The organism is Empedobacter sp. UBA7611, from assembly GCF_002484365.1.
GTDB lineage: Bacteria > Bacteroidota > Bacteroidia > Flavobacteriales > Weeksellaceae > Empedobacter > Empedobacter falsenii_B.
This window is the reverse complement of the sequence record NZ_DLJR01000037.1, coordinates 19,025-43,550: the sequence shown is the minus strand read 5'-3', so window position 1 is coordinate 43,550 and position 24,526 is coordinate 19,025. Positions and strand designations below refer to the sequence as shown.

21 protein-coding genes and 2 tRNA genes are annotated in these 24,526 nt (G+C 32.4%); 13 read left to right on the top strand and 10 right to left on the bottom strand.

Going from position 1 to position 24,526, the window contains the following annotated elements:
• Positions 1-41 precede the first annotated feature (41 nt).
• Positions 42-115, top strand: a tRNA-Asn gene (locus B3R94_RS05410).
• A 55-nt stretch (positions 116-170) separates the two neighbouring features.
• Positions 171-244 (top strand) — tRNA-Asn (locus B3R94_RS05405).
• A gap of 31 nt (positions 245-275) precedes the next feature.
• Here B3R94_RS05405 and meaB read toward each other — a convergent pair.
• The 4 genes from meaB to B3R94_RS05385 all read right to left on the bottom strand — a co-directional run bounded on the left by meaB (position 276) and on the right by B3R94_RS05385 (position 4,667).
• The gene (meaB, locus tag B3R94_RS05400; protein WP_291099169.1) at positions 276-1,244 is read right to left on the bottom strand and encodes a methylmalonyl Co-A mutase-associated GTPase MeaB; all 969 of its coding nucleotides are present in this window, start codon (positions 1,242-1,244) and stop codon (positions 276-278) included.
• A gap of 169 nt (positions 1,245-1,413) precedes the next feature.
• Positions 1,414-2,028, bottom strand: a complete 615-nt coding sequence (locus B3R94_RS05395) for a helix-turn-helix domain-containing protein (RefSeq protein WP_280037686.1) — start codon at positions 2,026-2,028, stop codon at positions 1,414-1,416.
• Positions 2,029-2,328: 300 nt separating this feature from the next.
• Positions 2,329-4,428 (bottom strand): ferrous iron transport protein B, encoded by a 2,100-nt coding sequence (feoB, locus tag B3R94_RS05390; RefSeq protein WP_291099167.1) that lies wholly within the window; start codon positions 4,426-4,428, stop codon positions 2,329-2,331.
• Entirely contained in the window at positions 4,428-4,667 is a 240-nt protein-coding gene (locus tag B3R94_RS05385) for a FeoA family protein (protein ID WP_114998322.1), read from the bottom strand. The genes feoB and B3R94_RS05385 overlap by 1 nt, the downstream gene beginning before the upstream one ends.
• A gap of 177 nt (positions 4,668-4,844) precedes the next feature.
• Between B3R94_RS05385 and rplU the strand changes: the two genes are divergently transcribed.
• On the top strand, positions 4,845-5,150 hold the full coding sequence (gene rplU, locus B3R94_RS05380) for a 50S ribosomal protein L21 (RefSeq protein ID WP_125349931.1): 306 nt from the start codon (positions 4,845-4,847) through the stop codon (positions 5,148-5,150).
• A 43-nt stretch (positions 5,151-5,193) separates the two neighbouring features.
• The gene (gene rpmA, locus B3R94_RS05375) at positions 5,194-5,451 is read left to right on the top strand and encodes a 50S ribosomal protein L27 (RefSeq protein ID WP_038334883.1); all 258 of its coding nucleotides are present in this window, start codon (positions 5,194-5,196) and stop codon (positions 5,449-5,451) included.
• Positions 5,452-5,808: 357 nt separating this feature from the next.
• On the opposite strand, the gene B3R94_RS05370 is transcribed toward rpmA, so the two are convergent.
• The 3 genes from B3R94_RS05370 to B3R94_RS05360 all read right to left on the bottom strand — a co-directional run bounded on the left by B3R94_RS05370 (position 5,809) and on the right by B3R94_RS05360 (position 7,960).
• Complete coding sequence (locus tag B3R94_RS05370) at positions 5,809-6,198, bottom strand: hypothetical protein (RefSeq protein WP_114998319.1); 390 nt, start codon at positions 6,196-6,198, stop codon at positions 5,809-5,811.
• 195 nt (positions 6,199-6,393) lie between these two features.
• Entirely contained in the window at positions 6,394-7,449 is a 1,056-nt protein-coding gene (gene thiL / locus B3R94_RS05365) for a thiamine-phosphate kinase (RefSeq protein WP_291099162.1), read from the bottom strand.
• 4 nt (positions 7,450-7,453) lie between these two features.
• Entirely contained in the window at positions 7,454-7,960 is a 507-nt protein-coding gene (locus B3R94_RS05360) for an acyl-CoA thioesterase (RefSeq protein WP_038334897.1), read from the bottom strand.
• 165 nt (positions 7,961-8,125) lie between these two features.
• Between B3R94_RS05360 and B3R94_RS05355 the strand changes: the two genes are divergently transcribed.
• The 5 genes from B3R94_RS05355 (at position 8,126) to B3R94_RS05335 (ending at position 14,123) form a co-directional block, all read left to right on the top strand.
• Positions 8,126-8,953: a universal stress protein gene (locus tag B3R94_RS05355; RefSeq protein ID WP_291099158.1), complete on the top strand. Its 828-nt coding sequence runs from the start codon at positions 8,126-8,128 to the stop codon at positions 8,951-8,953.
• Between the two features lie 105 nt (positions 8,954-9,058).
• Positions 9,059-9,895 carry a universal stress protein gene (locus B3R94_RS05350; RefSeq protein ID WP_291099155.1) on the top strand — a complete coding sequence of 279 codons (837 nt, stop codon included), beginning with the start codon at positions 9,059-9,061 and terminating at the stop codon, positions 9,893-9,895.
• 69 nt (positions 9,896-9,964) lie between these two features.
• Positions 9,965-11,176: an NAD(P)/FAD-dependent oxidoreductase gene (locus B3R94_RS05345; RefSeq protein ID WP_125349925.1), complete on the top strand. Its 1,212-nt coding sequence runs from the start codon at positions 9,965-9,967 to the stop codon at positions 11,174-11,176.
• A gap of 138 nt (positions 11,177-11,314) precedes the next feature.
• Positions 11,315-12,547 (top strand): OmpP1/FadL family transporter, encoded by a 1,233-nt coding sequence (locus B3R94_RS05340; RefSeq protein ID WP_291099152.1) that lies wholly within the window; start codon positions 11,315-11,317, stop codon positions 12,545-12,547.
• A 7-nt stretch (positions 12,548-12,554) separates the two neighbouring features.
• Entirely contained in the window at positions 12,555-14,123 is a 1,569-nt protein-coding gene (locus tag B3R94_RS05335) for a G-D-S-L family lipolytic protein (protein WP_291099149.1), read from the top strand.
• Between the two features lie 71 nt (positions 14,124-14,194).
• Here B3R94_RS05335 and fbp read toward each other — a convergent pair whose 3' ends face one another.
• A complete protein-coding gene (fbp, locus tag B3R94_RS05330; RefSeq protein WP_221854420.1) occupies positions 14,195-15,211 on the bottom strand; it encodes a class 1 fructose-bisphosphatase in 1,017 nt (338 codons plus the stop codon).
• A 193-nt stretch (positions 15,212-15,404) separates the two neighbouring features.
• Here fbp and B3R94_RS05325 point away from each other — a divergent pair, with 193 nt between their 5' ends.
• Genes B3R94_RS05325 through B3R94_RS05315 form a run of 3 tightly spaced genes read left to right on the top strand, consistent with a single transcriptional unit; the run spans position 15,405 to position 19,148 of the window.
• On the top strand, positions 15,405-16,646 hold the full coding sequence (locus tag B3R94_RS05325; protein ID WP_114998303.1) for an aspartate kinase: 1,242 nt from the start codon (positions 15,405-15,407) through the stop codon (positions 16,644-16,646).
• Positions 16,647-18,512 (top strand): lysophospholipid acyltransferase family protein, encoded by a 1,866-nt coding sequence (locus tag B3R94_RS05320; RefSeq protein ID WP_291099144.1) that lies wholly within the window; start codon positions 16,647-16,649, stop codon positions 18,510-18,512.
• Positions 18,513-18,554: 42 nt separating this feature from the next.
• Positions 18,555-19,148, top strand: a complete 594-nt coding sequence (locus B3R94_RS05315) for a hypothetical protein (protein WP_291099141.1) — start codon at positions 18,555-18,557, stop codon at positions 19,146-19,148.
• Between the two features lie 64 nt (positions 19,149-19,212).
• On the opposite strand, the gene B3R94_RS05310 is transcribed toward B3R94_RS05315, so the two are convergent.
• Positions 19,213-19,431: a hypothetical protein gene (locus tag B3R94_RS05310; protein ID WP_219034267.1), complete on the bottom strand. Its 219-nt coding sequence runs from the start codon at positions 19,429-19,431 to the stop codon at positions 19,213-19,215.
• A gap of 225 nt (positions 19,432-19,656) precedes the next feature.
• On the bottom strand, positions 19,657-20,958 hold the full coding sequence (argH, locus tag B3R94_RS05305; protein WP_291099138.1) for an argininosuccinate lyase: 1,302 nt from the start codon (positions 20,956-20,958) through the stop codon (positions 19,657-19,659).
• Between the two features lie 718 nt (positions 20,959-21,676).
• On the opposite strand from argH, the gene B3R94_RS05300 reads away from it, so the two are divergent.
• Positions 21,677-24,439 carry a bifunctional aconitate hydratase 2/2-methylisocitrate dehydratase gene (locus B3R94_RS05300; protein WP_291099135.1) on the top strand — a complete coding sequence of 921 codons (2,763 nt, stop codon included), beginning with the start codon at positions 21,677-21,679 and terminating at the stop codon, positions 24,437-24,439.
• Positions 24,440-24,526 lie beyond the last annotated feature (87 nt).

Sequence of the window (24,526 nt, the reverse complement as noted above, 5' to 3'; positions counted from 1 at the left end):
TAAAAAATACTTCTATATTTGCACCCACAATTAAGCAACATTCCTCCTTAGCTCAGTTGGTTAGAGCATCTGACTGTTAATCAGAGGGTCCTTGGTTCGAGCCCAAGAGGAGGAGCTTTTTAGTGAAATGTCAAACAAAGACTTAAAAATAAATTTAAAATATAGGATTTTCCTCCTTAGCTCAGTTGGTTAGAGCATCTGACTGTTAATCAGAGGGTCCTTGGTTCGAGCCCAAGAGGAGGAGCAAAAAAGACAATCAATTTGATTGTCTTTTTTTATTTTATATCAATTTCAGTATGGTTATTCAACCAATCTTTTGCCATTTCGAATGCAGATAAATTTTTGCTCAATTCTAGTGGTTGCTCCTTAAGTAATTTTAAAAATTGTTGATTAACCAAATCAATTGTGTAGCGTTCCGCTTGATTTAGCTGTTGTTTTTCTCGATTTGAAGCGTAATAATTATTTTCATTAATAAAATTGAAATAATCATTGACCAATTCCCAAAGTTCAGGAATTCCTTTTCCAATTAATCCAGAACCGATAATTGATTTTCTTTTCCATTGAGAAGATTTGGTTGGTAAAAATTGCAACGAATGAACAATGTCCAATTTTGCATCTTTCACTAATTTTTCTTGAAACGAATCTGATTTATTAACGAAAATCAAATCAGCCATTTCCATAATTCCGCGTTTTATTCCTTGTAAATCATCTCCAGAACCCGGAAGTTGAAGAAATAGGAAGAGATCTGAAATTTCATTTACTAAGGTCTCAGATTGTCCAACACCAACAGTTTCAATCAAAATATTTTCAAATCCTGCTGCTTCGCATAATAAAATTGCTTCATATGTGCGCGATGTAACACCGCCTAAAGAGCCATTAGAAGCGCTTGGACGTATATAAGCATTCTCTTCTCGCGATAAGTCCTCCATGCGCGTTTTGTCACCTAAAATACTTCCTTTGGAAAGTGAACTACTCGGGTCAATTGCTAAAATTGCTACTTTTTCATCTTTACTCAGAATATATTTCCCCAGAGATTCGATAAAAGTACTTTTCCCAACACCAGGAATTCCAGTAATGGCAATTCTTTTTGAAGTTTTGGAAACAGGTAATAAACTAATGATATGTTGCGCTAATTTTAAATCGTCTAAACGATTGCTTTCGGCAAGTGTAATAGCTCTTGATAAGGCAAAACGATCACCTTCTTTTATTTTTTGAGCAAGTATTTCGGGGTCAATTTTTCGCATAAGACACAATCTTACATTAAAGATAAAGTCTTAATTAAGAATAAAAAAATACAATCGAGATTTATGAAATTATTTTATATAGCTCTTGTATTAATTGGTGTAAAAAATAAAATGAATATAAATGATTATCTATTTAAAATTCAGTTATATAAATTTTATTAATTCGTAATTACGAATTTTTTTGTTCCGCTTTAATTCTTTTTACAAAAGCAGAAGGAGATTCGTTCATGATTTGAGTAAAAGTTGTGGTAAACGTACTATGAGAAGCAAATCCGCAATCGCTTGCTAAATAACTTACTTTCGTATTAATGTATTTTGGCTCATTTTGAAGGCGATTCACAATGTAATTTACTCTCAACTCATTTAAATAGGAATTAAATTGTTTTTGGCGATGCGTTTTAATGATTTCGGAAAGATATTTTGTATTCGTCTCAAATTGTTTGGATAATAAAGCAAGGTTAACATCTTTCTTTATAAATCCTTTATTTTTCTCGAACAATTCTAATTTTCGAAGTAAATCATTTTCGGTTTTAGATGAAATGCTAAGGTTATTCATTGGTTTTTCTTCAATGATGACCTCTGTTGATGGAGTTGGAGGAATTATTTTATTTGTAACCTCTTCTTTGATTGGTTCAGAAGGAATTTCTTTAATTTCTTTTACAGAATTAATTTTTTCAGTAGAAATCTCAGTTGATTGTTTAGTTTTTTTGGAAACAAAGTAAATAATTAATCCTAAGATAATTATAGCTAAAACTATTAATAAAATGATTAACCAAGTTTCCATTTTTGTAAAATTTATATTCCGAATTAATAAAATAAAACTAATTGATAATCATTAAAATAATTAATTTTTACTGATTATACTATTGTAAAAATACTCCGAAATTTTGAAATAAAAAAGGCTAACTTTTAAGAGTTAGCCTTTTTTTGAAATTCATCTTTGCTTGGAGAACAACCACAGCCTTTTGAGCATCCGCCTCCTTTTGAGCTAAATGAGTTTCTAATTAATTTTACAACATACCAAACTGCAAATCCGAAAAGGAAAGCGATAAAAATATATTGTATCCAAATATTGTCCATACTACTATTTTAAAAAATGATATGCAATAAATGCAACTACATATGCCAAACCTGTCATAAACCCTGTCTGAATCAATGTCCATTTCCAAGAATTTGTTTCGCGTTTTACGATCGCAATTGTACTCATACATTGCATTGCGAATGCATAAAATAACAATAACGAAACTCCTGTAGCAAGGTTATATGCTGGTTCTCCTGTGTTTTGGTTAATCTCATTTTTCATACGATGAAGTAAACGATCTTTTTGACCATTGTCTTCAACATCAACTTCTCCTAAGCTGTAAACCGTTGACATTGTTCCAACAAAAACTTCACGCGCAGCGAATGATGAAATTAAACCAATTCCCATCTTCCAATCATATCCTAATGGCTCTACAACTGGCTCTATAACTGAACCTAATCTCCCTAAATATGAATGTTCTAATTTGTAAGAAGCAATTTCATTTGCTAAATCTTCTTCATTCATTTTTGGGTGATGAGCAGTTACAATTTCTTCTGCATTTCTGAATTGTTCTCCAGGTCCAAAAGTTCCTAAAACCCATAGAATAATCGAAATTGCAAATATGATTTTACCCGCATCAACTAAAAATCCTAACGTTTTTTCCCAAACATTAATTCCAACATTTTTCCAATCAGGAAGTTTGTATGTTGGCATTTCTAAAATTAGGTAACTTTTATGTTTTGCTTTAATGATTAAATTCAATAAAATAGCACTTCCCAATGCGCCTAAAACACCTAAAATGTACATCACAAATAACGCCAAAGCTTGGTAACTTAATCCAAAAATATGTTCGTCGGGAATTACTAAAGCAATTAAAACGATGTAAATTGGTAAACGAGCCGAACACGTCATAAAAGGCGTTACAAGTATCGTTAATAGACGCTCTTTGTCATTTTCGATATTACGTGCAGACATGATTGCAGGAACGGCACAGGCAACTCCAGAAATTAACGGAACGACACTTTTTCCGCTTAATCCAAATGGTTTTAACCATCTGTCCATTAAATAAACCACGCGGCTCATGTAGCCCGTTTCTTCCATTATTGAAATGAATAAAAACAAAATGGCAATTTGCGGAACGAAAACGGCAATCCCTTCTATACCTGGGATTATTGCACCTCCAATGATTTCGTTGATAGGACCTTCAGGTATTAAACTAATTGCTTTTTCGTCAATCCAACCAAATAAATCTTCGACCATTGTCATTAATGGTGCAGACCACGCATAAACAGCTTGAAAGATTAATAATAAAATTCCTAAAAAGATGATGTATCCAAAAACTGGATGAATCAATGTTTTATCAATTTTATCGGTTAAGGTTTCATTTCCGTCAAAATTATACGAAATAATATCGTTTAATTTTTCCTCTAAAATTTTATTTCGATCTAAGGCTTCTTTGACTTGTAATCGTTTCGAAACAATAGAATTTTCTTTTTTAATTGTATCTAATTTACTTAGATTTTCTTTCGATTCGAACGGAACTTCTTTCTGTGAAAGATATTGCCAAGCTAAATAATCAGATTTAAGATTAAATTCATTCTTGATTTTTTCTACAATAGAAAGATACTCTTTCGGAATTTCGTAATGACGATTATATGGAGTTGCCTCTTTTGTAAAAGCTTCTACTAATTCATCAATTCCTTCGCTTGTACGCGCGTTTGTTAAGTATATTTTTGTTTGAAGAAAATCTTCTAACTTTTTCAAATCAATATTAAGTCCCTTGCTTTTGATTTCATCTTTCATATTGATGACAAAAATTGCAGGAACGTCTAAATCTCGAACTTGTTGATACAACAAAATCGATCGTTTTAGATTAGATGGCTCACCAATAACAACTGCTAAATTTGGGTAATGACTATTGGTTTTGTCTCCTAAAGTTTTGAATACAATTTCTTCATCCAAAGAACTTGGATAAATTGTATACGTTCCGGGAAAATCTGTAATTTGGAATTTATTTCCATTTCGTTCTATTTTACCTTCGCGCTTTTCTACCGTCACACCAGGATAATTCCCAACTTTTTGACGAAGATTTGTTAATTTATTAAATAACGAAGTTTTACCAACATTTGGGTTACCAATTAAGGCAATTTTATAATGATTCATTATTTTTTTGTTATCAAAATTTTATCGGCTTCGTTTCTTCTTAAAGCTAAAACAGACTTGTTAGAGATGATACTGATGCAAATAGGACCACCAAACGGAGCCTTATTTTTTACCAATAAACTTGTTCCAGGAATAAAGCCCATTTCATAAAACTTTGCAGGAATATCTTCGGTACTAAACCCTGTTACAACTGCTTGTTCGCCAATTTTTAAATCTTTTAAAGAATAATTTTCAATCATTTCTACCAATCTATCTATGAATTATCTCAAAGGCAAAGATACTTATTTTTAATTAATCCAAATAGAAGATATGTCATAGTTTTTTTATCTTTCTAATTAAATTTCAATGAATTCAAGTATCTAAATTCAAAATTTTGATTATCTTTGCACTCAATTTTCATTTATAAACATTAATTTATGTACGCAATTGTAGAGATAGCAGGGCTTCAATACAAAGTTGAAAAAGACCAACAATTGTTTGTAAACCGTTTAGCTGGTGAAGCAGGTGACGAAGTAAAATTCGACCGTGTTTTATTAACAGATAACGGAGCAATCACTGTCGGCGCCCCAGTTATAGAAGGAGTTACCGTAGTAGCTAAAATCGTTGAACACGTGAAAGGAGACAAAGTAATCGTTTTCAAAAAGAAAAGAAGAAAAGGTTACCAAAAGTCTAACGGTCATCGTCAACAATTCACTAAAATTGAAGTAGCTTCAATCGGTTAAGATTGAGCTGAGATTAATTATTAACTCTTAAAAACAAAACGAAATGGCACATAAGAAAGGGGTCGGAAGTTCGAAAAATGGTCGTGAATCACATTCGAAACGTTTAGGTGTTAAAATTTTTGGTGGACAAGCAGCAATCGCTGGTAACATTATTGTTCGTCAAAGAGGTACTCAACATCATCCTGGTGATAATGTAGGAATCGGTAAAGATCACACATTATTCGCTTTAATTGACGGAAAAGTAGTTTTCACTAAAAAACGTAACGATAGATCTTACGTTTCAGTTGAACCATTATCTTAATTGATAATTCGACAGCGAAAATGCTAACAATATAAAAGCTCGAACTTATTGGTTCGAGCTTTTTTTGTTTTTTAATATTGAAGCAATTATAAAAATAATGATTCCAATAATTAAAATTGGAAACCAAAATACGAGACAGATTTCAGAAATTTTTATAGCAAATTTGTTGTAATTTCCTCTTGAAGAAAACATTGCAATCGCATAAATAAACATTATGAATGATAATGATATCAAAACAATTCCTGTTGAGAATAACGTATTTTTTATTGAAAATTTTCTAGACATAATTTAAAAAATAAACTAAAATACAACTTATTTCAACTAAAAAAGCACTCAATTTCTTGTATGTTTTTGATATTATAAATCTGAAATAATAATTTCTGTTTGAGTAATAATTAAAAATTCAAAGCCGAGAGTTGGTTTAGAATAATAATAATGATGTTGATTATTTTTTAGAGTTTCTAAAAAATCAATTGGTAAATACTTTATATTCTTTTCAATATAATCTTTTTTATGTTCAAGAAAAATATTGAAATCATTTGTATATTCTATCGAACCTTGAATATTTTCTTTATGAAAACTAGAGAAATCTTGCCAAAAAACATCATTAAAAGTAATTTTCTTAATTGCATTTTTTTCAAAAGGTAAATAACCAAGATTCATTATAATTGATTTATTTTTGAAATCGATATTCAAATCAAAAATAGTTAAATCGCCTATTAACTCTGTTAGTTTTTCTGTGTTCATCGAAGTTTTATAAAATCTAAAATACAACTTATTTCAACTAAAAAAGCATCCAATTTCTTGAATGCTTTTTGATTTTATTATTTTGAAGAGAAGCTGAAATGAAATCAGCTTGACACGTTTTGTTTTGATAATTCGTTAAGTCATCTGAACTCGTTTAAGGATCACATTTTTTAATTAGCGAATTATCTCATTAACCTATTCTTCCTCCGTTTCAACTCCCCAACCTTGTGCTGTTAATGGAACCATTTGTTCGCTTCCACGTGTAATCAAATAGTTTTCTTCGTTTTTACCAGTTACATGACCAATCACCGTTAAATGCGGATTTCCTTTGATTTTTTCAAAATCTTTTTGATCAATTGTAAACAGCAATTCATAATCTTCTCCACCGCTTAATGCACATGTGATTGGATTAATTTTGAATTCTTCGGCTGTGCGAATCACAATAGAATCTAATGGAATTTTTTCTTCGTAAATATTAATTCCAACACCACTTTCTTTCGAAAGATGAATAATTTCCGAAGATAATCCGTCCGAAATATCAATCATAGAAGTTGGTTTAACTTTCAATTCTTTCAAGAGATTGATAATATCCAAACGTGCCTCAGGTTTTAATTGGCGTTCAATTAAATATGAATAGTTTTCGAAATCTGGTTGATTATTAGGATTTACTTTTGATACTTGCGCTTCGCGTTCCAAAACTTGCAAACCAAGAAAAGAAGCACCTAAATCACCAGAAAGAACAACCAAATCATTTTCCTTCGCACCATTTCTATAAGTCAAATCTTTTTCTGGAGCCGAGCCAATTGCAGTCATACTCAAAACAAGTCCGCTAACAGAAGAAGTTGTATCGCCTCCCACAATATCAATATTGTATTTGTCGCAAGCGTATTTCATTCCGTTGTAAATTTCGTCCACAGCTTCTATCGTAAAACGATTCGAAATTGCCATCGAAACCAACAATTGTTTTGGAATAGCATTCATCGCCAAAATATCACTAATCGCTGTCACAACTGCTTTATAACCCAAATGGCGCAAAGGCATATACGACCAGCTAAAATTTACACCTTCTACCAACATATCAGTAGAAACGACAATTTTATCTTTTTTATAATCAAGAACAGCCGCGTCATCACCAATTCCTTTGATAGAGCTTTCTAATTTGATCGGAAAACCTTCTTTGATTTGATTAATTAAACCAAATTCTCCAATTTCGGCTAAACTTGTTTTTGAAACGTTTTTATCTTCTAACATGATTTTATTTTTGAGTAAAGATTGAAGGATCTATATTTTCTGAACGAAAAGGTAAATTGATAATGTCTTGTTTTGACATTGTTTTCACGGTTTGTCCTTCAAATGATTTTTTAATATTTTCTAACATTTCTGTTGGTGGAGCTTGCATTTTTCTTTTCGACATCGAAAACCAAACACCTGTCAATTCAGAATGGCAAAGATGTACACCATCTTGGTTATATAGATTATGAATAAATTGATAAATCATTCCATCTTCCGACATTCCACCAATTTCTACCGAAATATAAATTTCTTCACCTTCCATTGCTTCCTTAAAAAAAGAAAATTGTTCGTGCAAAATAGCTGGTCCAATTCCGTATTCAGCTAAATTTTTCATCGAAATGCCATAATCTCTCAAAAAAGCAATACGTGCAAAACTTGTAAAATTCATATACGAAGCGTTCGCTAAATGGCGATTAGCATCCAAATCTGACCATCGAACAATGGTTTTTTGAAAATATTTATTATTCATGAATTGAAAAATTATTTAAGATACAAAGTTACGGATTACTATTTACACGAAAATGATAATATTTTTAATCATCGTAAATAATAAAAAACAATAAGATTTAACATCAAATTAAAATTTAGAAATTTTATAATTCGTATCTTTAAAAAGCTATTAAACAGACAGATTATGAAAAAAATATTATTTCCAACAGACTTTTCAGAAACAGCAAATAATGCGTTTTTGTATGCGTTAAATTTAACCGAAAATCAGAATGCAGAATTGTATGTTTTGCACGCTTTTCAGTATCCAATGGTAAGTGGAGGAATCGATGCGGGCATTTTACAAGATGTTTATGATACAATTGAATTAAATAATTTCGAGAATTTAAAAGATCATATTCCGTTCTTGAGAAAAATGGCTGAGGACAATGGTTTTGCAAATGTTGATTTGAAATTTTTTGTGAAAGAAGGAATGCTTTCGTATGTGTTGCCAACATTTATCGAAGAAGAAAAAGTAGATTTTGTGGTAATGGGAACGACTGGAAATACAGGATTTGACAAAGTTCTTTTTGGTTCGAATACGATGAATGCAATCAAACATCTTAAGATTCCGGTATTGAGCGTACCAAATGGTTACGAATTCAAAGGAATAAATAACATTGGATTTACGACAATTTTCCAAGATAAAGACCGCAAAGCCTTAGATTATTTAACAGAAATCGCTTATCGTTACAAAGCAAAAGTGCATTGTTTACACGTTTCGAAAGATGGAAATTATGATATTCCGACGCTTAATCATTGGAAAGAATATTATAAAGATGAACCTGTAGATTTTTCTATTTATACTGCGGATGAATCTGTTGATGCAGTTTTGGAGTTTATTAAAGAAGAAAAAATTGATTTGTTGACAGTAGTCAGCCGTAACAAAGGCTTCTTTGAGAAATTATTTTCACCAAGTTTTACAAAGAAAATTTTGACGCAACACAACGTGCCTTTGTTTGTTTTCCACGAATAAGATAATTTATACTGAATATACAAAGCTCAATCTGTAGAAATAGATTGAGCTTTTTTCGTGTTGAAATAAAATTATTCGTAACTTTTGAGTACAAAACACGAAAAGATGAAAAAAATATTGTTCCCAACAGATTTCTCAGAAACTGCCAATAACGCCTTTTTATATGCACTAAATCTTGCAAAAAGTATCGATGCACAAGTTTATGTGTTGCATGTTTACGAATTGCCAATGATTACTGGAAGTTTGAGTGCTGGATTGATTCAGAATGTATATGAAACGGTAGAATTAGGAAGTTTCGATAACTTTAAAGATAATATTCCGCAACTAAGACAAATTGCTGATGATAATGGTTTGAATGAAATTCCAATCAAGTTTATTTTAGAAGAAGGAAATTTCTTATACATTCTACGCGAAATTATTGGTGAAGAAAGCGTTGATTTTGTAGTGATGGGAACGGATGGAAATTCAGGAATTGAGAAAATGCTTTTCGGTTCGAATACGATAAATGCGATTACATCGATGAAAGTTCCAATTCTTAGTATTCCGCATGGAATGTCTTTCAAAGGGTTTAAAAATATTGGTTTTACTACTGTTTTTGATCAAAAAGATAAAGATGCGTTGAAATATTTGATTGAAATTGCTAATCGTCATCATGCAAAAATTCATTGTATGCACGTTTCGAAAGACGGAAAGTTTAATGAACAAGCGATGAAAGATTGGCAAGATCAGTTTGCTGGAGATCCAATTGTATTCGAAGTTTATCATGATGCAGATCCTGTAAATGCAGTGTTGGATTTCATTAAGGAAAAACAAATAGATTTGTTGACGGTTGTAAGCCGCAATAAAGGGTTTTTTGATAAGATTTTTTCACCAGGATTTACAAAGAAAATTGCAAATAAAAATATTACACCTTTGTTCGTTTTTCATGAACAAAAAGTTTAGAAGGAGATGTGAAAACATTTCCTTTTTTTATCAAAAATTCTGTTAAAAATAAAACTTTACCTTTGTCTCGTGAAAAGAATAGCCATAGTAGGAGGTGGTGCCGCAGGATATTTTGTTGCTGCAAACCTTGGAAAAACTGTAGGACAACAAACTATATTGTTTGAACAAGCAAATTTACCGCTTCAAAAAGTACGCATTTCGGGCGGAGGAAGATGTAATGTTACGCATGCATGTTTTGATCCGCTTGATTTGGTCGAGTTTTATCCGCGTGGAAGAAAGGAATTATTAAGTGTTTTTTACACGTTTCAACCGGGTGATACAATGGCTTGGTTTGATGAGCGCGGAGTAGAATTGAAAATAGAAGACGATAACCGTATTTTTCCAGTTAGCGATTCTTCACTTTCGATTATAGAGGCTTTGACAAAAGCGGTTGATAAAAATAAAGTTCAGCTTAATTTCTCAGACGGTGTGCAAGAAATTAATAAAGTTGATGGTGGTTATGAATTGATAACAAAATCAGGAAAACATTTTTTCGAAACGGTGATTGTGACAACAGGAAGTACGCCTAAATTTTGGAAAAGTTTGAAAAATATAGGTTTGAAAATCGTTCAACCAGTTCCTTCTTTATTCACGTTTAATTGCAAAGATCCTCGAATTGAAGGATTGATGGGAATTTCTTTCGATAATGCTGAAGTCAAAATCAATCAACAAAAATTAGAAGAAGAAGGTCCGTTACTAATTACGCATTGGGGATTTAGTGGACCAGCGATTTTGAGATTATCGGCTTGGGGTGCTTTAAAATTGAATGAAAGCAATTATAAATTCGAAACTGAAATCAATTTTGTAAATCAATCTAAAGACGAAATCATTTCATTTTTGAATGATAAAAAACAAGTTGATGCTAAGAAAAATGTGCATAAAAATAATCCATTCGATTTTCCGAAGCGTTTTTGGTTTAGTATTCTGAGCTATTGTAATGTAGATGAAAACAAGGTTTATGCAGATTTATCGAAAAAACACATCGAAGCAATTGCAAGAGAATTGACGCAAGGAAAATACCAAATTAATGGAAAAAGTACGTTCAAAGATGAGTTTGTAACGGCAGGCGGTGTCGATTTGAAAGAAATTGATTTTCATTCGATGCAAGCAAAAAAAATCCCACAATTGTTTATGGCTGGAGAGGTTTTAAATATTGATGCTATAACAGGTGGATTCAATTTTCAGGCGTGTTGGTCTGAAGGTTATATTATATCTGAAAAAATCAAAGAAATTTATCAATAGTGTATATTTTACACGAATGTTATTCTGGCTGAAAGCCTTAAGAATAAAGATTTTTTCAAAATTTATTATGTTAACATAACATTATTATAAAATTATGTTATTTTTGTTTAAAGGAATTATTAAAAACGAACAAAAAATATGAAGAAAATTTTCTTAACCTTAGCATTAATCGGCTTATCTTCTTCTGCATTTGCAGGTGGATACCGAGTTGCTTTACAAGGAGTTCGCCAAGCAGCATTGGGGGGAACTTCTGCAACACAAACTCACGATGCGAGTGTTGCGTTTTATAATCCTGCAGGTTTAGCTTTTGTTGATAGTAAATTGAGTATTGCTGTCGGAGGTTTTGGTGTAAAAACTGACGTAAAATGGCAAGATCCAATGACGTTACAAAAAGCAGAAACAGATAGTAAATTAGGAACACCAATGTATTTGGCAGTTAGTTACAAGCCTGTAGATGATTTAGCAATTGGATTGAGTGTTACGACACCTTTTGGTAGTTCGGTTACGTGGCCAGAAGATTGGCAAAACAAAGCAAATATTACACATATTGACTTGAAAGCATTCAATATTCAGCCAACGGTTGCATATCGTTTTTCTGATTGGTTTAGTTTGGGTGTAGGTTTCATTTATACACACGGAACAGCTAAATTAGAGAAAGTACAAACAGTTGCTGGAAATGATATTAAACTTAAATTAGAGGATAAAGATGCTCATGGTTTAGGATTTAATGTTGGAGCAATGTTCAAGCCAACAGATAAATTTGGAGTTGGAATTGCGTACCGTTCTAATGTAGATATTTCTGCAAACAAAGGTGATGTTACATGGTCGAATGTTCCTTCTGGAATTGCATCTAATGTGCCTTTTAATACAGATAAATGGAATACAACTTTACCATTACCATCAGAGTTTACATTTGGAATGTCGTACAAAGTTTTACCACAATTAGAACTTTTTGGAGATGTAGTTTGGCAAAACTGGACACGTTACAAAAGTTTGGATATCAATTTATATAATGATGCTTCTAATACTTTCTATACATCATCTTCTACGAAAAACTGGAAAGACAATACATTATTCCGTTTTGGAGCAGAGTATACTTTCAGCGAGATGATTGTTGGACGTGTTGGTTATTATCACGATAAATCGCCAGTGCCATCAGCTTATTGGTCATCAGAAACACCAAGTTCTAACTTAAATTCAGTTTCAGCTGGATTAGGATTTAGATTTGAGTCAGGTTTTCATGTTGATTTATTTGGATCATATGTAAAAGGAGACGAAAGACATATTGATAATATTCAACAAAACTTCTCTGGAGATGTTAAAATGCGTGCTATAAACTTTGGTTTAGGCGTATCGTACAACCTAAAATAAGACAAAAATGAAACACTTAAATAAAATAGTATTAGTTGCATTAGCTGCTACGATGTTTAACTGTAGCGAAGATTTTGATCATCCAATTGAAGATATTCAAGTTTCTGCAGGTGAAGCTAATTTTAAAACATATATCGCATTAGGAAACTCGTTAACTTCTGGTTATAGAGATAATGCATTGTACAAATCTGGACAAGAAAATTCTTACCCAAACATGTTAGCTGGATTGATGAAAGCTGCAGGAGGAGGAGAATTTAAAATTCCTTATATGCAAAATGATACAGGTGGATTTACTGATTTACCAGGTTTTCCAGGTAAATTGAATTTACAAATTGTAAATGGAGCTTTAACACCAGTTCCAAGTCCTGCGGGTGGGGCTTTAGATATCTTAGCAGATAAAGGAAAGTTTCAAAATATGGGAGTTCCAGGTGCTAAGTCTTATCATTTAGTTGCGCCAGGTTATGGAAATCCAGCAGGCTTAAAAACTAATCCAGCAACAGCGAACCCTTATTTTGTACGTTTTGCAAGTAATGCGACAACTTCTGTAGTTGCAGATGCAGTTGCTCAAAAACCAACATTCTTCTCTTATTGGATTGGGAATAATGATGTTTTAGGTTATGCAACATCTGGTGGAGTTGGAGTAGATCATAATGAAACAAATAATGTTGATCCAAGGACTTATGGAAGTTCAGATATTTCTAATGTAAATGTGGTAAAATCTACAATTAATGATGGATTAAAAGCATTAACAGCGGTAGGGGCGAAAGGAGTTATTGCAAATATTCCTTCTGTAACATCTATTCCATATTTTACAACGGTTCCATACGCGCCATTATCACCTGCAAACCCAAGTTTTGCACCAATGATTGATGAATTGAATGCAACTTATGCAGGATTAAATCAAGTATTTGATGCGGTTGGAGCTTCAGAAAGAAAAATCTTTTTTTCTAAGAATGCTGCAAGTGCTGTAGTAATTAAAGATAAAGATTTAGCAGATTTATCAGCTACAATCACTGCTGCACTTACTCCTAAAATTGGAGCTGCAAAAGCAACTTTATTTGGGATGATTTATGGTCAAGCTCGTCAAGCAACAGCGAAAGATTTATTGGTTTTAACTTCTTCTTCTGTAATTGGAAAAGTTGATACAAATCAAGTTGCAGCGTTAATGAAATTAGGATTAACTCAAGAAGAAGCTGGTAAATTAGCAGTAGTAGGTGTTAGTTATCCAATGACAGATAATTATGTATTAACAGCAAAAGAAACTGCGAAAGCAGAAGCAGCTGTAATTAAATACAATGCAGCAATTGCTGAATTAGCAACTGCTTATAATTTAGCTTTAGTTGATACATATTCTGAAATGAAAAAATTAAGTTCTCAATCAGGAATTAAATATTACGGACAAACATATACAACAACTTTCGTTTCTGGTGGAGCGTTCTCATTAGATGGAGTTCACTTAACAGGAACTGGATATGCAATTGTCGCAAATATGTTTGCTGATGCAATCAATAAAAAATATCATTCAACTTTAAGACATGTTTACCCAGGGAATTATCCAGGTATTGCAATTCCTTAATTGGATGTTTAGATAATAAAAAATCCGCTCATCGAGCGGATTTTTTTATTTGATTATTTTTTTAGAAATAATTATTTCAATTCTTCATTTCGCATAAATTCTTCTGCTTTTTCGACCATATTTTTCGATCCACAAAAGAAAGGAATGCGCTGGTGTAATTCTGTAGGTTCAATATCCATAATGCGTTGGAAACCGTCAGAAGCTTTTCCTCCAGCTTGTTCTGCAATAAAAGCCATTGGATTACATTCGTACAATAAACGTAATTTTCCGTTCGGATTATTTGTTCCAGAAGGATAAATATAAATTCCTCCTTTCAACATGTTTCGGTGAAAATCTGAACATAAAGAACCAATGTAACGAGAAGTGTAAGGACGGTCTTCTTCATCTGCCTGACAGTATTTGATGTAATTCTTAACTCCTTGTGGGAATTTTACATAATTACCTTCGTTAACTGAATAAATATGTCCATCTTCTGGAATACACATATTTGGATGAGATAAATAGAACGTTCCGATTCCTGGGTTTAATGTAAATCCATTTACACCATTTCCTGTTGTGTAAACCAACATTGTCGATGTTCCGTAAATCACATATCCCGCAGCAACTTGCTTGTTACCTGGTTGTAAAAAATCTTCTTTTGTAACAGGTGTTCCAGGTTCAGAAACACGGTGGTAGATAGAGAAAATTGTTCCAACAGAAACATTTACGTCGATGTTTGATGAACCATCAAGTGGGTCAATCAATACTACATATTTACTGTTTTTTGAATTTTTTGAAGGTTGAATTGCGATAAAATCTTCGTTTTCTTCCGAAGCAATACCACAAACAACTTCGCGTTGCGACAACGTTTCGATAAACGTATCGTTTGCGAAAACATCTAATTTTTGTTGTTTTTCTCCTTGGACATTTTCATTTCCGAATTCGCCTAAAATATTTACAAGTCCTGCTTTGTTTACTTTATAATTAACAACTTTTGTTGCTAATTTAATAGAACTCAGTAATCTAGATAATTCTCCGGAAGAGTAAATAAAATCTGCTTGATTTTCTATGATAAACTCTCCAAGAGTTTGATGAGAATTAGTATTCATAATTATGTTTTGCTGGTCAAATATCGGAATAAAAACTCAATTTTATATCATTTCAAACGTTTGAAATTAATCTAAATACGTGAAAATCATCATTCAAATTTATTTTTCATTTTAATTAAATTCGGTCAACATATAAAGTGTAGTTTGGTTATATTTGCAAGTTAAATATTTACAAAAAAAAGTTTTTATAGAAATGAAAGTTTTCAAATTCGGTGGTGCTTCGGTGAAAGATGCAGCCGGCGTTAGAAATGTTGCGAGTTTATTGCAATCTGTTGGTTACGAAAATACATGTATCATTGTTTCTGCTATGGGCAAGACAACAAATGCATTGGAAGAGGTAGTCAAACGCTATTTTGAAAAACAAGATTTCGAAAAAACAATTAACGAAGTAAAAGAACAGCACATTGCTTTAGCGACAGAATTATTTGATAATCCAGCTGAGGTTTCGAACGAAATTTCACAATTTTTTGATGATATCGTCTCGTTTTTAAGACGTAACAAATCACCAAATTATAGCTATGTATACGATCAAGTGGTTTGTTGTGGAGAATTAATCTCGACAAAAATTATTAGTATGTATCTTAATTCTATACAAATTAATAATGAATGGTTAGATGTTCGCGATTATATCAAAACAGATAATACATACCGCGAAGGAAAAGTAAATTGGGCGTTAACAGAAGAAAGTATTAAACGTTTACCAAATACAGGTTTGTTTATTACACAAGGTTTCTTAGGTTCTGATCCTAACTTTTTCACGACAACTTTAGGACGCGAGGGTTCAGATTATTCTGCGGCGATTTTTGCTTATTGTTTAAATGCAGATAGCATGACGATTTGGAAAGATGTTCCAGGAGTTTTGAATGCTGATCCTCGTTATTTCGAGAATGCAGAGTTGTTAAATCATATTTCTTATGAAGAAGCGATAGAATTGGCGTATTATGGTGCATCTGTTATTCACCCGAAAACGTTACAGCCGCTTCAACAAAAAGAAATTCCTTTCTTCGTAAAATCATTTATTAATCCTACAGAAGCAGGAACAGAGGTAGCGAAAGGTCAACCATTAGATCCAAAAGTACCTTGTTTTATCCTAAAAAGAGAGCAACATTTGATTCGTTTATCAAGTAAAGATTTCTCTTTTATTACAGAAGATAAATTGAGCGGAATTTTCAATAAACTATATGATTATCAAATCAAAGTAAATTTGATGCAAAATTCAGCAATTTCATTATCTTTATGTTTGGAGGATAAATATGACAACTTAGAAAAGTTTGTTGCAGATATGAACGAAGAGTATAAAGTGCAAGAAGAAAACAATGTTTTATTGTACACAATTCGCCATTTCGATGCAGATTCTGACAAAGTTGTTTCAAAAGAAAAAGAATTATTGCGACAAACAGTGCGCGAAACATTACAAATAGTTGTTAAAGCTTAAATGAGTTTAATCACGACACAAGATATCTATTCAGCTTCGGGTCTTTCTAAAATTGGTGTTTTAGGAAAACCTGTGGCTTGGGCATTGAAAAAAATTTTCAGTATAGATCAGTTAAACGATTTGTACAATCGTGGAAAGCATTTGCAATGCGAACCTTTTTTGGATTATTTGATTGATGATTTGGGAATGGATTACGAAATCCATGAAGAAGATTTAAAACGTATTCCAAAAGAAGGACCTTTTATTATTATTTCTAATCATCCGCTTGGAGCGTTGGATGGAATTATTTTGATGCATTTTATGTCAAAAATTCGTCCTGATTTCAAGGTAATGGGTAATTTTTTATTGCAAAAAATTAAACCATTAGAACCTATGATTATTCCAGTTAATCCTTTCGAAACACGTAAAGATGCATACAGTAGCCTTTCAGGAATGCGCGATGCATTAAAATTGTTAAGAGCTGGAGGTTGTTTAGGGATTTTTCCTGCGGGAGAAGTTTCTTATCGAGATGACGAAAGTAGAATTATTGACAGAGAATGGCAAGAATCAGCAATGAAGTTGATCAAAAAAGCGAAAGTTCCTGTTGTGCCAATGTTTTTTAGAGCGCGAAATAGTAATATTTTTTACCGTGTAGCGAAGATTCATCCAGATTTTCAAACGGCAATGTTGCCAGCTGAAATGATGAAGAAAAGAACACGTCCAATTCAGATTCGTATTGGAAAACCAATTTTACAAAAACAACAAGACGAGCATGTGTCTATAGAAGATTATTCTGAGTTTTTGAGAAAGAAAACGTACATGCTTTCGTCATATTACAAACAAAAAAGAAGTTTAACTCAAGTATTGAAAAACCCTTCGAATATTGAGTTGAAAATTCCGAATTTACCAAGCTTATCTTCTTCTAGTAAAAAGGTTAAGCCGATTATTTCGGAAACAGCTTTAGACTTATTAATTCAAGATATTGAAACTTTACGAAAAGATGAACAAGCATTATTGTTTACAAATAATAATTACGAATGTTTCTTTTCTACAGCTCAACAAATTCCAAATATATTAAGGGAAATTGGTCGTTTACGCGAGATAACATTCCGTGCGATAGGTGAAGGTACAAATGATGAAATTGACCTTGATCGATTTGATAATCATTATCACCATTTATTTTTGTGGGATAAGGATACGAATAAAATTGTTGGAGCATATCGTATGGCGATTGGTTCGGAAGTGTATGAAAAATATGGAATTAATGGATTTTATGTTCATGAATTATTCAATTTTGATCCAGAAATTCATCCATTTTTCAAGAAATGTATCGAAATGGGACGTGCTTTCGTTTCAGCTGAATATCAACAAAAGCCGATGCCATTGTTCTTATTATGGAGAGGAATTGTGCATGTAACGTTGAGAAATCCAAATCAGAAATTTATTATTGGAGGAGTGAGTATTAGTAATCAGTTTTCTGATTTCTCAAAATCTTTGATGATCGAATTTATGAAATCTCATTATTACGATTCTACTGTAGCGCAGTATGTGAGAGCAAAAAATGAGTTTAAAGTTAAGCTGAAAGAAGAGGATAAAGAATTTATTTTCGATGAATCTGAAGCTGATTTGAATAAATTTGATAAGTTAATTGATGAGCTTGAGCCCAATATGTTGAGATTACCTGTTTTGATTAAGAAATACATCAAACAAAACGCAAAAGTGATTGCTTTCAATGTTGATCCTAAATTTAATGATGCAATTGATGGCTTAATGTATATTAGAGTTTCGGATATTCCAGAATCTACTGTTCGTCCTGTTTTAGAGGATATTCAAGCAGAATTGGATAAGAAAATACAATCAGGAAAATTTGACGGAAATCTTATCTAAGGTTTCCGTTTTTTATGTATATTATGTAGTAAATTTATTACTATGAATTTTACATTTCGTCTACTTTGCACATTATTCTTGATGAATAGTTGTATTCCAAAAAAATCAGAAGCGCCAATAGACTTTAATTTAGAGCAAGAGTCTACACTTAATTTAAGAGATTATGGAACACCTATTTCTACTATTCCAATATTAAGTTATCCTAATACTGAACAAAAAAAAGAAGTAGGAAGCGATGCTTTGGTTGGAATATCGATAGAGAATGCTGACCAATATTTAAGTCAGCTTATTGATGCAGATAAGATTGTTCTAAATGAGAAAAAGATTCGGCTGATTATTGATTATCCCCTTAAAAAACCTGTAAGTTTTGATCTTCAGAATGACAAGGGTTTTACGCGACGAGATTTGATTTTAACGATACAGGAAAAGTATAAACAAGTTTATAAAGAAGAAGAGGAGTCTGCTGATACAAAACCAATTCCTTTAGAAAAACGTGAAGGTTTAATCAATCGAAATGAAACGAATGGTAAATATGGGATTTGGGGTCATGATTTAATCGATTTGTATTTAACGGATATCGAAGTTTATAAAGATGATAAAGGAGAGGTGACTCTCGTTTTGTATATAGATTCGTAAATTTAAGACATAAAAAATGCGCTCAACCTAGTTGAGCGCATTTATATTTTAGCTTCGCTATAAATTATTTAGCAACTGCTGTAGAATCAGCTACTGGAGCAACTGCTGTAGAATCAGTTGGAGCAACTGCTGTAGAATCAACTGCTGTAGAATCGTTAGCTGCTGTAGCTAAAGAATCAACTGCTGGTGCTTCTTCTACTGGTGCTTCTTCAGTTTTCTCTCCACAAGATACTGCTCCTAATGATAAAGCTGCTACTGCAACTACTGCGAAAAATTTTTTCATCTTTTTAAATTTTAATCGATTAATTTGATATGTCAAAGTTAGAATGATTTTGACCTGATATAATAAAAAATGATTGTAATTATTTTGTAAAACATTTTTTATTTTACAAAATATAGAATTACAATTATTTAAACGTTTATATTTTCCGAAATTATAAAATTTATAAGACAAAAAAATCCTCAAATTCTATAATTTTGAGGATGATTTTTGACTTATTACAAGTGTTTATTTTAAAACTTGTGCTTCTAATTTGAATTTTTCGATTTTATTTTGAATTAAATCCAATCTCAAATTATGAATACTTCCGATATGCGAAGTTTGAAATTCTTTGTGTGGTACATATGTTCCATTTTCTACAGATAAACCAACTTCTTTGTAAGCATCACGGAAAGGTGTTCCATTTTTAATCGCTTCATTAATATTTTCAACGGTATAAATCGGATCATATTTATCCTGATTCATATAGTTATCTTTAATCTGAAGTTGAGGAATCGCAAATGTTAAGATGTCAATAATATTATCAAATTGCATCATTGGTTCGAATAATATTTCTTTCAATATTTGATAATCACGGTGATATCCACTTGGAAGATTATTGATCGTCATCATAATATCATTCGGCAACGCCTGAATTCTATTGCAATGCGCACGAGTTAACTCAAACACATCTGGGTTTTTCTTGTGCGGCATAATCGATGAACCTGTTGTCATTTCGTTTGGCAACTTCACAAAAGCTAAATCTTGTGAATTGTATAAAACCAAATCGTACGACATTTTAGACAACGTTCCACAAATCATTGCCAAAGCTGTTGCGACAGATTTTTCTGTTTTTCCACGAAGCATTTGTGCACCAACAGAAGAAACTAAGATTTCTGAAAAACCTAATTCTTGTGTTGTTTGCAAACGATCAATTGGGAAACTTGTTCCGAAACCTGCACCAGAACCCAAAGGATTTTGATCAGAAATTTTATATGCAGCCTCAAAAAAGTATAAATCCGTCAATAAACTTTCTGCATATGCCGAAAACCACATTCCAAAACTACTTGGCATTGCCGCCTGAAAATGTGTGTATCCTGGTAATTGATGATTCTTGAATTCGTCTGCTTTTTGTAAGAAAATCTCAATTAAATTGACAATTTTCTCTGTTGTATGTTTTAAGTACTCTTTCTCAAAAAGTTGAATTGCAACCAAAACTTGATCATTTCGAGAACGCGCAACGTGAATTTTTTTCCCAGCGTCGCCAGTTTTCTCAATTAAAAAAGCCTCAATTTTTGAATGTATATCTTCGTAATTTTCGTCGACTTCGAAATTATTTTCCGCAATCAGAACCAAAACTTCATCCAAAGCAATTTGCAACGCATCATTTTCTTCATTGGTAATCAAACCTGTTTTTGCCAGCATATTTGCCTGCGCTTTCGACGCTAAAGCATCGTATTTTGCAAGATGAGCATCTAATTCTCTGTCTTTTCCAACAGTAAATTTTTCGATTTTATCATTAATGGTAAAACCTTTGTCCCAAAGTTTCATATCTATAATAATGAATTAAGGGCGCAAAGTTAGTAAAAAGTTGTATAATATCTCATTAAAGTTGTATAATTATTAATAATCATAAATATTTATTCATATTGAATATTTTTGATTGTTTTTTGAGAATGTTTAGACGATTGATAGCATTTCGAAAGATTGATTATTGAATGTTTATTAATATTTCGAAATAATTCAATTTCGTAAAAAAATGACCCAAAAATTATGGAGTTGATATTTTAAGAACCTTTTAATTTTTAACTTCTATTTATTTACGTTTAAAACATTGTTAAAGTGAAATTTAGACCTTTTTTATAATAATTCTAAATTATTGAAATATAACTAAAATATATCATTCTTTGATGAAAAATCTTTACTATAAACGTAATTTTGTGTACCAATTTATAGCTAAACGCGTATTTGTTTAGATGATTGTTAATGTAAGTTTTAGAATAAAACTCTGACTCAAATGCTTATGTATGTTGAGTTTGTGTGAGTTAAATGATTAAAAATTACCCTTCGAAAAAATTACATACTTAGTTTGTATTCTGATAACAGTGGTTACCTATGCCAAAAATGATTTTTGTTGAAAATAATTTTTGCATAAGATGTGACGATACAGCGAAGTGTTATTATATAATTCATTTTGATTGGATGAAATCAGGTGTAAGTAGCTTGGTTTTAAACAATCTTTAATATTAAAAAGAAAAGATAGATAATTATGAGTCTTTACCAAGAGTATCTTAACGAGATTGAAGAAAGAAAAGGTCAAGGTTTACATCCAAAACCAATTGATGGTGCAGAATTACTAAGTGAAATCATTAATCAAATTAAAGATGTTAACAACGAATACCGCGAGGATTCTGTTAAATTCTTTATCTATAACACGTTGCCAGGAACAACTTCTGCTGCAGGTGTAAAAGCAAAATTTTTAAAAGAGATTATTTTAGGAGAAGCTACAGTTGCTGAAATTACACCAACATTTGCATTCGAATTGTTATCTCACATGAAAGGAGGACCATCTATCGAGGTTCTTTTGGACTTAGCTTTAGGAAATGATGAAGCAATTGCAAAACAAGCTGCTGAAGTTCTTAAAACACAAGTTTTCTTATACGATGCAGATACAGCTCGTTTAGCTGATGCTTTTAATGCAGGAAATGTAATCGCAAAAGATATTTTAGAAAGTTATGCAAAAGCAGAGTTCTTTACAGAATTGCCAGCAGTTGCAGAAGAAATTAAAGTAGTAACGTACATCGCTGCTGAGGGTGATATTTCTACGGATTTATTATCTCCAGGTAACCAAGCGCACTCTCGTTCTGATAGAGAATTGCACGGTCAATGTATGATTACACCTGCTGCTCAAGCTGAAATTAAAGCGTTACAAGCGCAACATCCAGATGCTTCTGTGATGTTAATCGCTGAAAAAGGTACAATGGGAGTAGGTTCTTCTCGTATGTCAGGTGTTAACAACGTGGCTTTATGGACAGGAAAACAAGCATCGCCTTACGTTCCTTTCGTAAATATTGCGCCAATTGTTGCAGGTACAAACGGAATTTCTCCAATTTTCTTAACAACTGTTGATGTAACAGGAGGTATCGGAATCGATTTGAAAAACTGGAAAAAACAAGTTGATGCAAACGGAGATGTGGTTCGTAACGAAGCGGGGGATCCTGTTTTAGAAGAAGTTTATTCAGTTGCTACAGGTACTGTTTTAACAATCAATACAAAAACGCAAAAATTATACAACGGAGATCAAGAGTTAATTGATATTTCAAGATCATTGACTCCTCAAAAAATGGAATTTATCAAAGCGGGTGGTTCTTACGCAATCGTTTTTGGTAAAAAAATCCAAACATTTGCTGCTCAAACTTTAGGTATCGAAGCTCCTGTGGTTTTCGCTCCTTCAAAAGAGATTTCAAATGATGGTCAAGGTTTAACTGCGGTTGAAAAAATCTTCAATAACAATGCGGTTGGATCTACTCCAGGAAAAGTTTTACATGCTGGTTCTGACGTTCGTGTTAAAGTAAACATCGTAGGTTCTCAGGATACAACTGGTTTGATGACATCGCAAGAGTTAGAAGCAATGGCTGCTACAGTTATCGCTCCAACGGTTGACGGTGCATACCAATCAGGATGTCATACAGCTTCTGTTTGGGATAAAAAAGCGCAAGCAAATATTCCTAAATTGATGAAATTTATGAATGATTTCGGTGTAATTACAGCGCGTGACCCTAAAGGTGTTTATCATTCAATGACTGACGTTATCCACAAAGTATTGAATGATATCACGATTGACGAATGGGCAATCATTATTGGTGGTGACTCTCATACACGTATGTCTAAAGGTGTAGCTTTTGGTGCTGACTCTGGTACTGTGGCTTTAGCTTTAGCTACTGGTGAGGCTTCTATGCCAATTCCAGAATCTGTAAAAGTAACATTCAAAGGTGAGATGAAACCTCACATGGATTTCCGTGATGTGGTTCATGCTACACAATTACAAATGTTACAACAGTTTGATGGTGAAAACGTATTCCAAGGTCGTATTATTGAGGTTCACATCGGAACATTATTAGCAGACCAAGCGTTTACATTCACAGACTGGACGGCAGAAATGAAAGCAAAAGCATCTATCTGTATTTCTCAAGACGAAACATTAATCGAATCGTTAGAAATTGCAAAATCTCGTATCCAAATCATGATCGAGAAAGGAATGGATAACAAAAATCAAGTGTTAAAAGGGTTAATCGATAAAGCAAACAAACGTATCGAAGAAATTAAATCGGGGGCTAAACCTGCTTTAACTCCAGATGCAAATGCTAAATATTATGCGGAAGTTGTAATTGACTTAGATATTATCGAAGAGCCAATGATTGCCGATCCAGACGTAAACAATGCTGACGTTTCTAAACGTTATACACACGACACCATCCGCGATTTAACTTACTATGGAGGTGATAAACACGTAGATTTAGGTTTCGTAGGTTCTTGTATGGTTCACAAAGACGATTTAAAAATCGTTTCTCAAATGTTACGTAACGTAGAAAAAGCGAATGGTAAAGTTGAGTTTAAAGCTCCTTTAGTTGTTGCTGCACCTACTTACAACATTATCGACGAATTGAAAGCGGAAGGTGATTGGGAAATGTTACAAAAATACTCAGGATTTGAGTTTAGCGATTTATTACCAAAATCTACTGCACGTACAGAATACGAAAACATTATGTACTTAGAGCGTCCTGGTTGTAACTTATGTATGGGTAACCAAGAAAAAGCAGCAAAAGGAGATACAGTAATGGCGACATCTACACGTTTATTCCAAGGTCGTGTGGTTGAAGACCGTGATGGCAAAAAAGGAGAATCTTTATTAGCATCAACTCCAGTAGTTGTTTTATCAGCGATTTTAGGACGTATTCCTTCTATCGAAGAGTACAAAACTGCAGTTGAAGGTATTAACTTAACAAAGTTTAAACCAATTTCAATGAACTAATTGTTTGTAGAAAATGATATAATAAAGGCTAACATTTCGGTGTTAGCCTTTTTTTGTGATAAATATATAATATTGCAAATAAATAAG

Excerpts from the sequence above, each read along its gene's own strand:
- meaB (WP_291099169.1), bottom strand. The coding sequence starts at position 1,244 with ATGCGAAAAATTGACCCCGAAATACTTGCTCAAAAAATAAAAGAAGGT.
- B3R94_RS05395 (WP_280037686.1), bottom strand. The coding sequence starts at position 2,028 with ATGGAAACTTGGTTAATCATTTTATTAATAGTTTTAGCTATAATTATC.
- feoB (WP_291099167.1), bottom strand. The coding sequence starts at position 4,428 with ATGAATCATTATAAAATTGCCTTAATTGGTAACCCAAATGTTGGTAAA.
- B3R94_RS05385 (WP_114998322.1), bottom strand. The coding sequence starts at position 4,667 with ATGATTGAAAATTATTCTTTAAAAGATTTAAAAATTGGCGAACAAGCA.
- rplU (WP_125349931.1), top strand. The coding sequence starts at position 4,845 with ATGTACGCAATTGTAGAGATAGCAGGGCTTCAATACAAAGTTGAAAAA.
- rpmA (WP_038334883.1), top strand. The coding sequence starts at position 5,194 with ATGGCACATAAGAAAGGGGTCGGAAGTTCGAAAAATGGTCGTGAATCA.
- B3R94_RS05370 (WP_114998319.1), bottom strand. The coding sequence starts at position 6,198 with ATGAACACAGAAAAACTAACAGAGTTAATAGGCGATTTAACTATTTTT.
- thiL (WP_291099162.1), bottom strand. The coding sequence starts at position 7,449 with ATGTTAGAAGATAAAAACGTTTCAAAAACAAGTTTAGCCGAAATTGGA.
- B3R94_RS05360 (WP_038334897.1), bottom strand. The coding sequence starts at position 7,960 with ATGAATAATAAATATTTTCAAAAAACCATTGTTCGATGGTCAGATTTG.
- B3R94_RS05355 (WP_291099158.1), top strand. The coding sequence starts at position 8,126 with ATGAAAAAAATATTATTTCCAACAGACTTTTCAGAAACAGCAAATAAT.
- B3R94_RS05350 (WP_291099155.1), top strand. The coding sequence starts at position 9,059 with ATGAAAAAAATATTGTTCCCAACAGATTTCTCAGAAACTGCCAATAAC.
- B3R94_RS05340 (WP_291099152.1), top strand. The coding sequence starts at position 11,315 with ATGAAGAAAATTTTCTTAACCTTAGCATTAATCGGCTTATCTTCTTCT.
- B3R94_RS05335 (WP_291099149.1), top strand. The coding sequence starts at position 12,555 with ATGAAACACTTAAATAAAATAGTATTAGTTGCATTAGCTGCTACGATG.
- fbp (WP_221854420.1), bottom strand. The coding sequence starts at position 15,211 with ATGAATACTAATTCTCATCAAACTCTTGGAGAGTTTATCATAGAAAAT.
- B3R94_RS05325 (WP_114998303.1), top strand. The coding sequence starts at position 15,405 with ATGAAAGTTTTCAAATTCGGTGGTGCTTCGGTGAAAGATGCAGCCGGC.
- B3R94_RS05320 (WP_291099144.1), top strand. The coding sequence starts at position 16,647 with ATGAGTTTAATCACGACACAAGATATCTATTCAGCTTCGGGTCTTTCT.
- B3R94_RS05315 (WP_291099141.1), top strand. The coding sequence starts at position 18,555 with ATGAATTTTACATTTCGTCTACTTTGCACATTATTCTTGATGAATAGT.
- B3R94_RS05310 (WP_219034267.1), bottom strand. The coding sequence starts at position 19,431 with ATGAAAAAATTTTTCGCAGTAGTTGCAGTAGCAGCTTTATCATTAGGA.
- argH (WP_291099138.1), bottom strand. The coding sequence starts at position 20,958 with ATGAAACTTTGGGACAAAGGTTTTACCATTAATGATAAAATCGAAAAA.
- B3R94_RS05300 (WP_291099135.1), top strand. The coding sequence starts at position 21,677 with ATGAGTCTTTACCAAGAGTATCTTAACGAGATTGAAGAAAGAAAAGGT.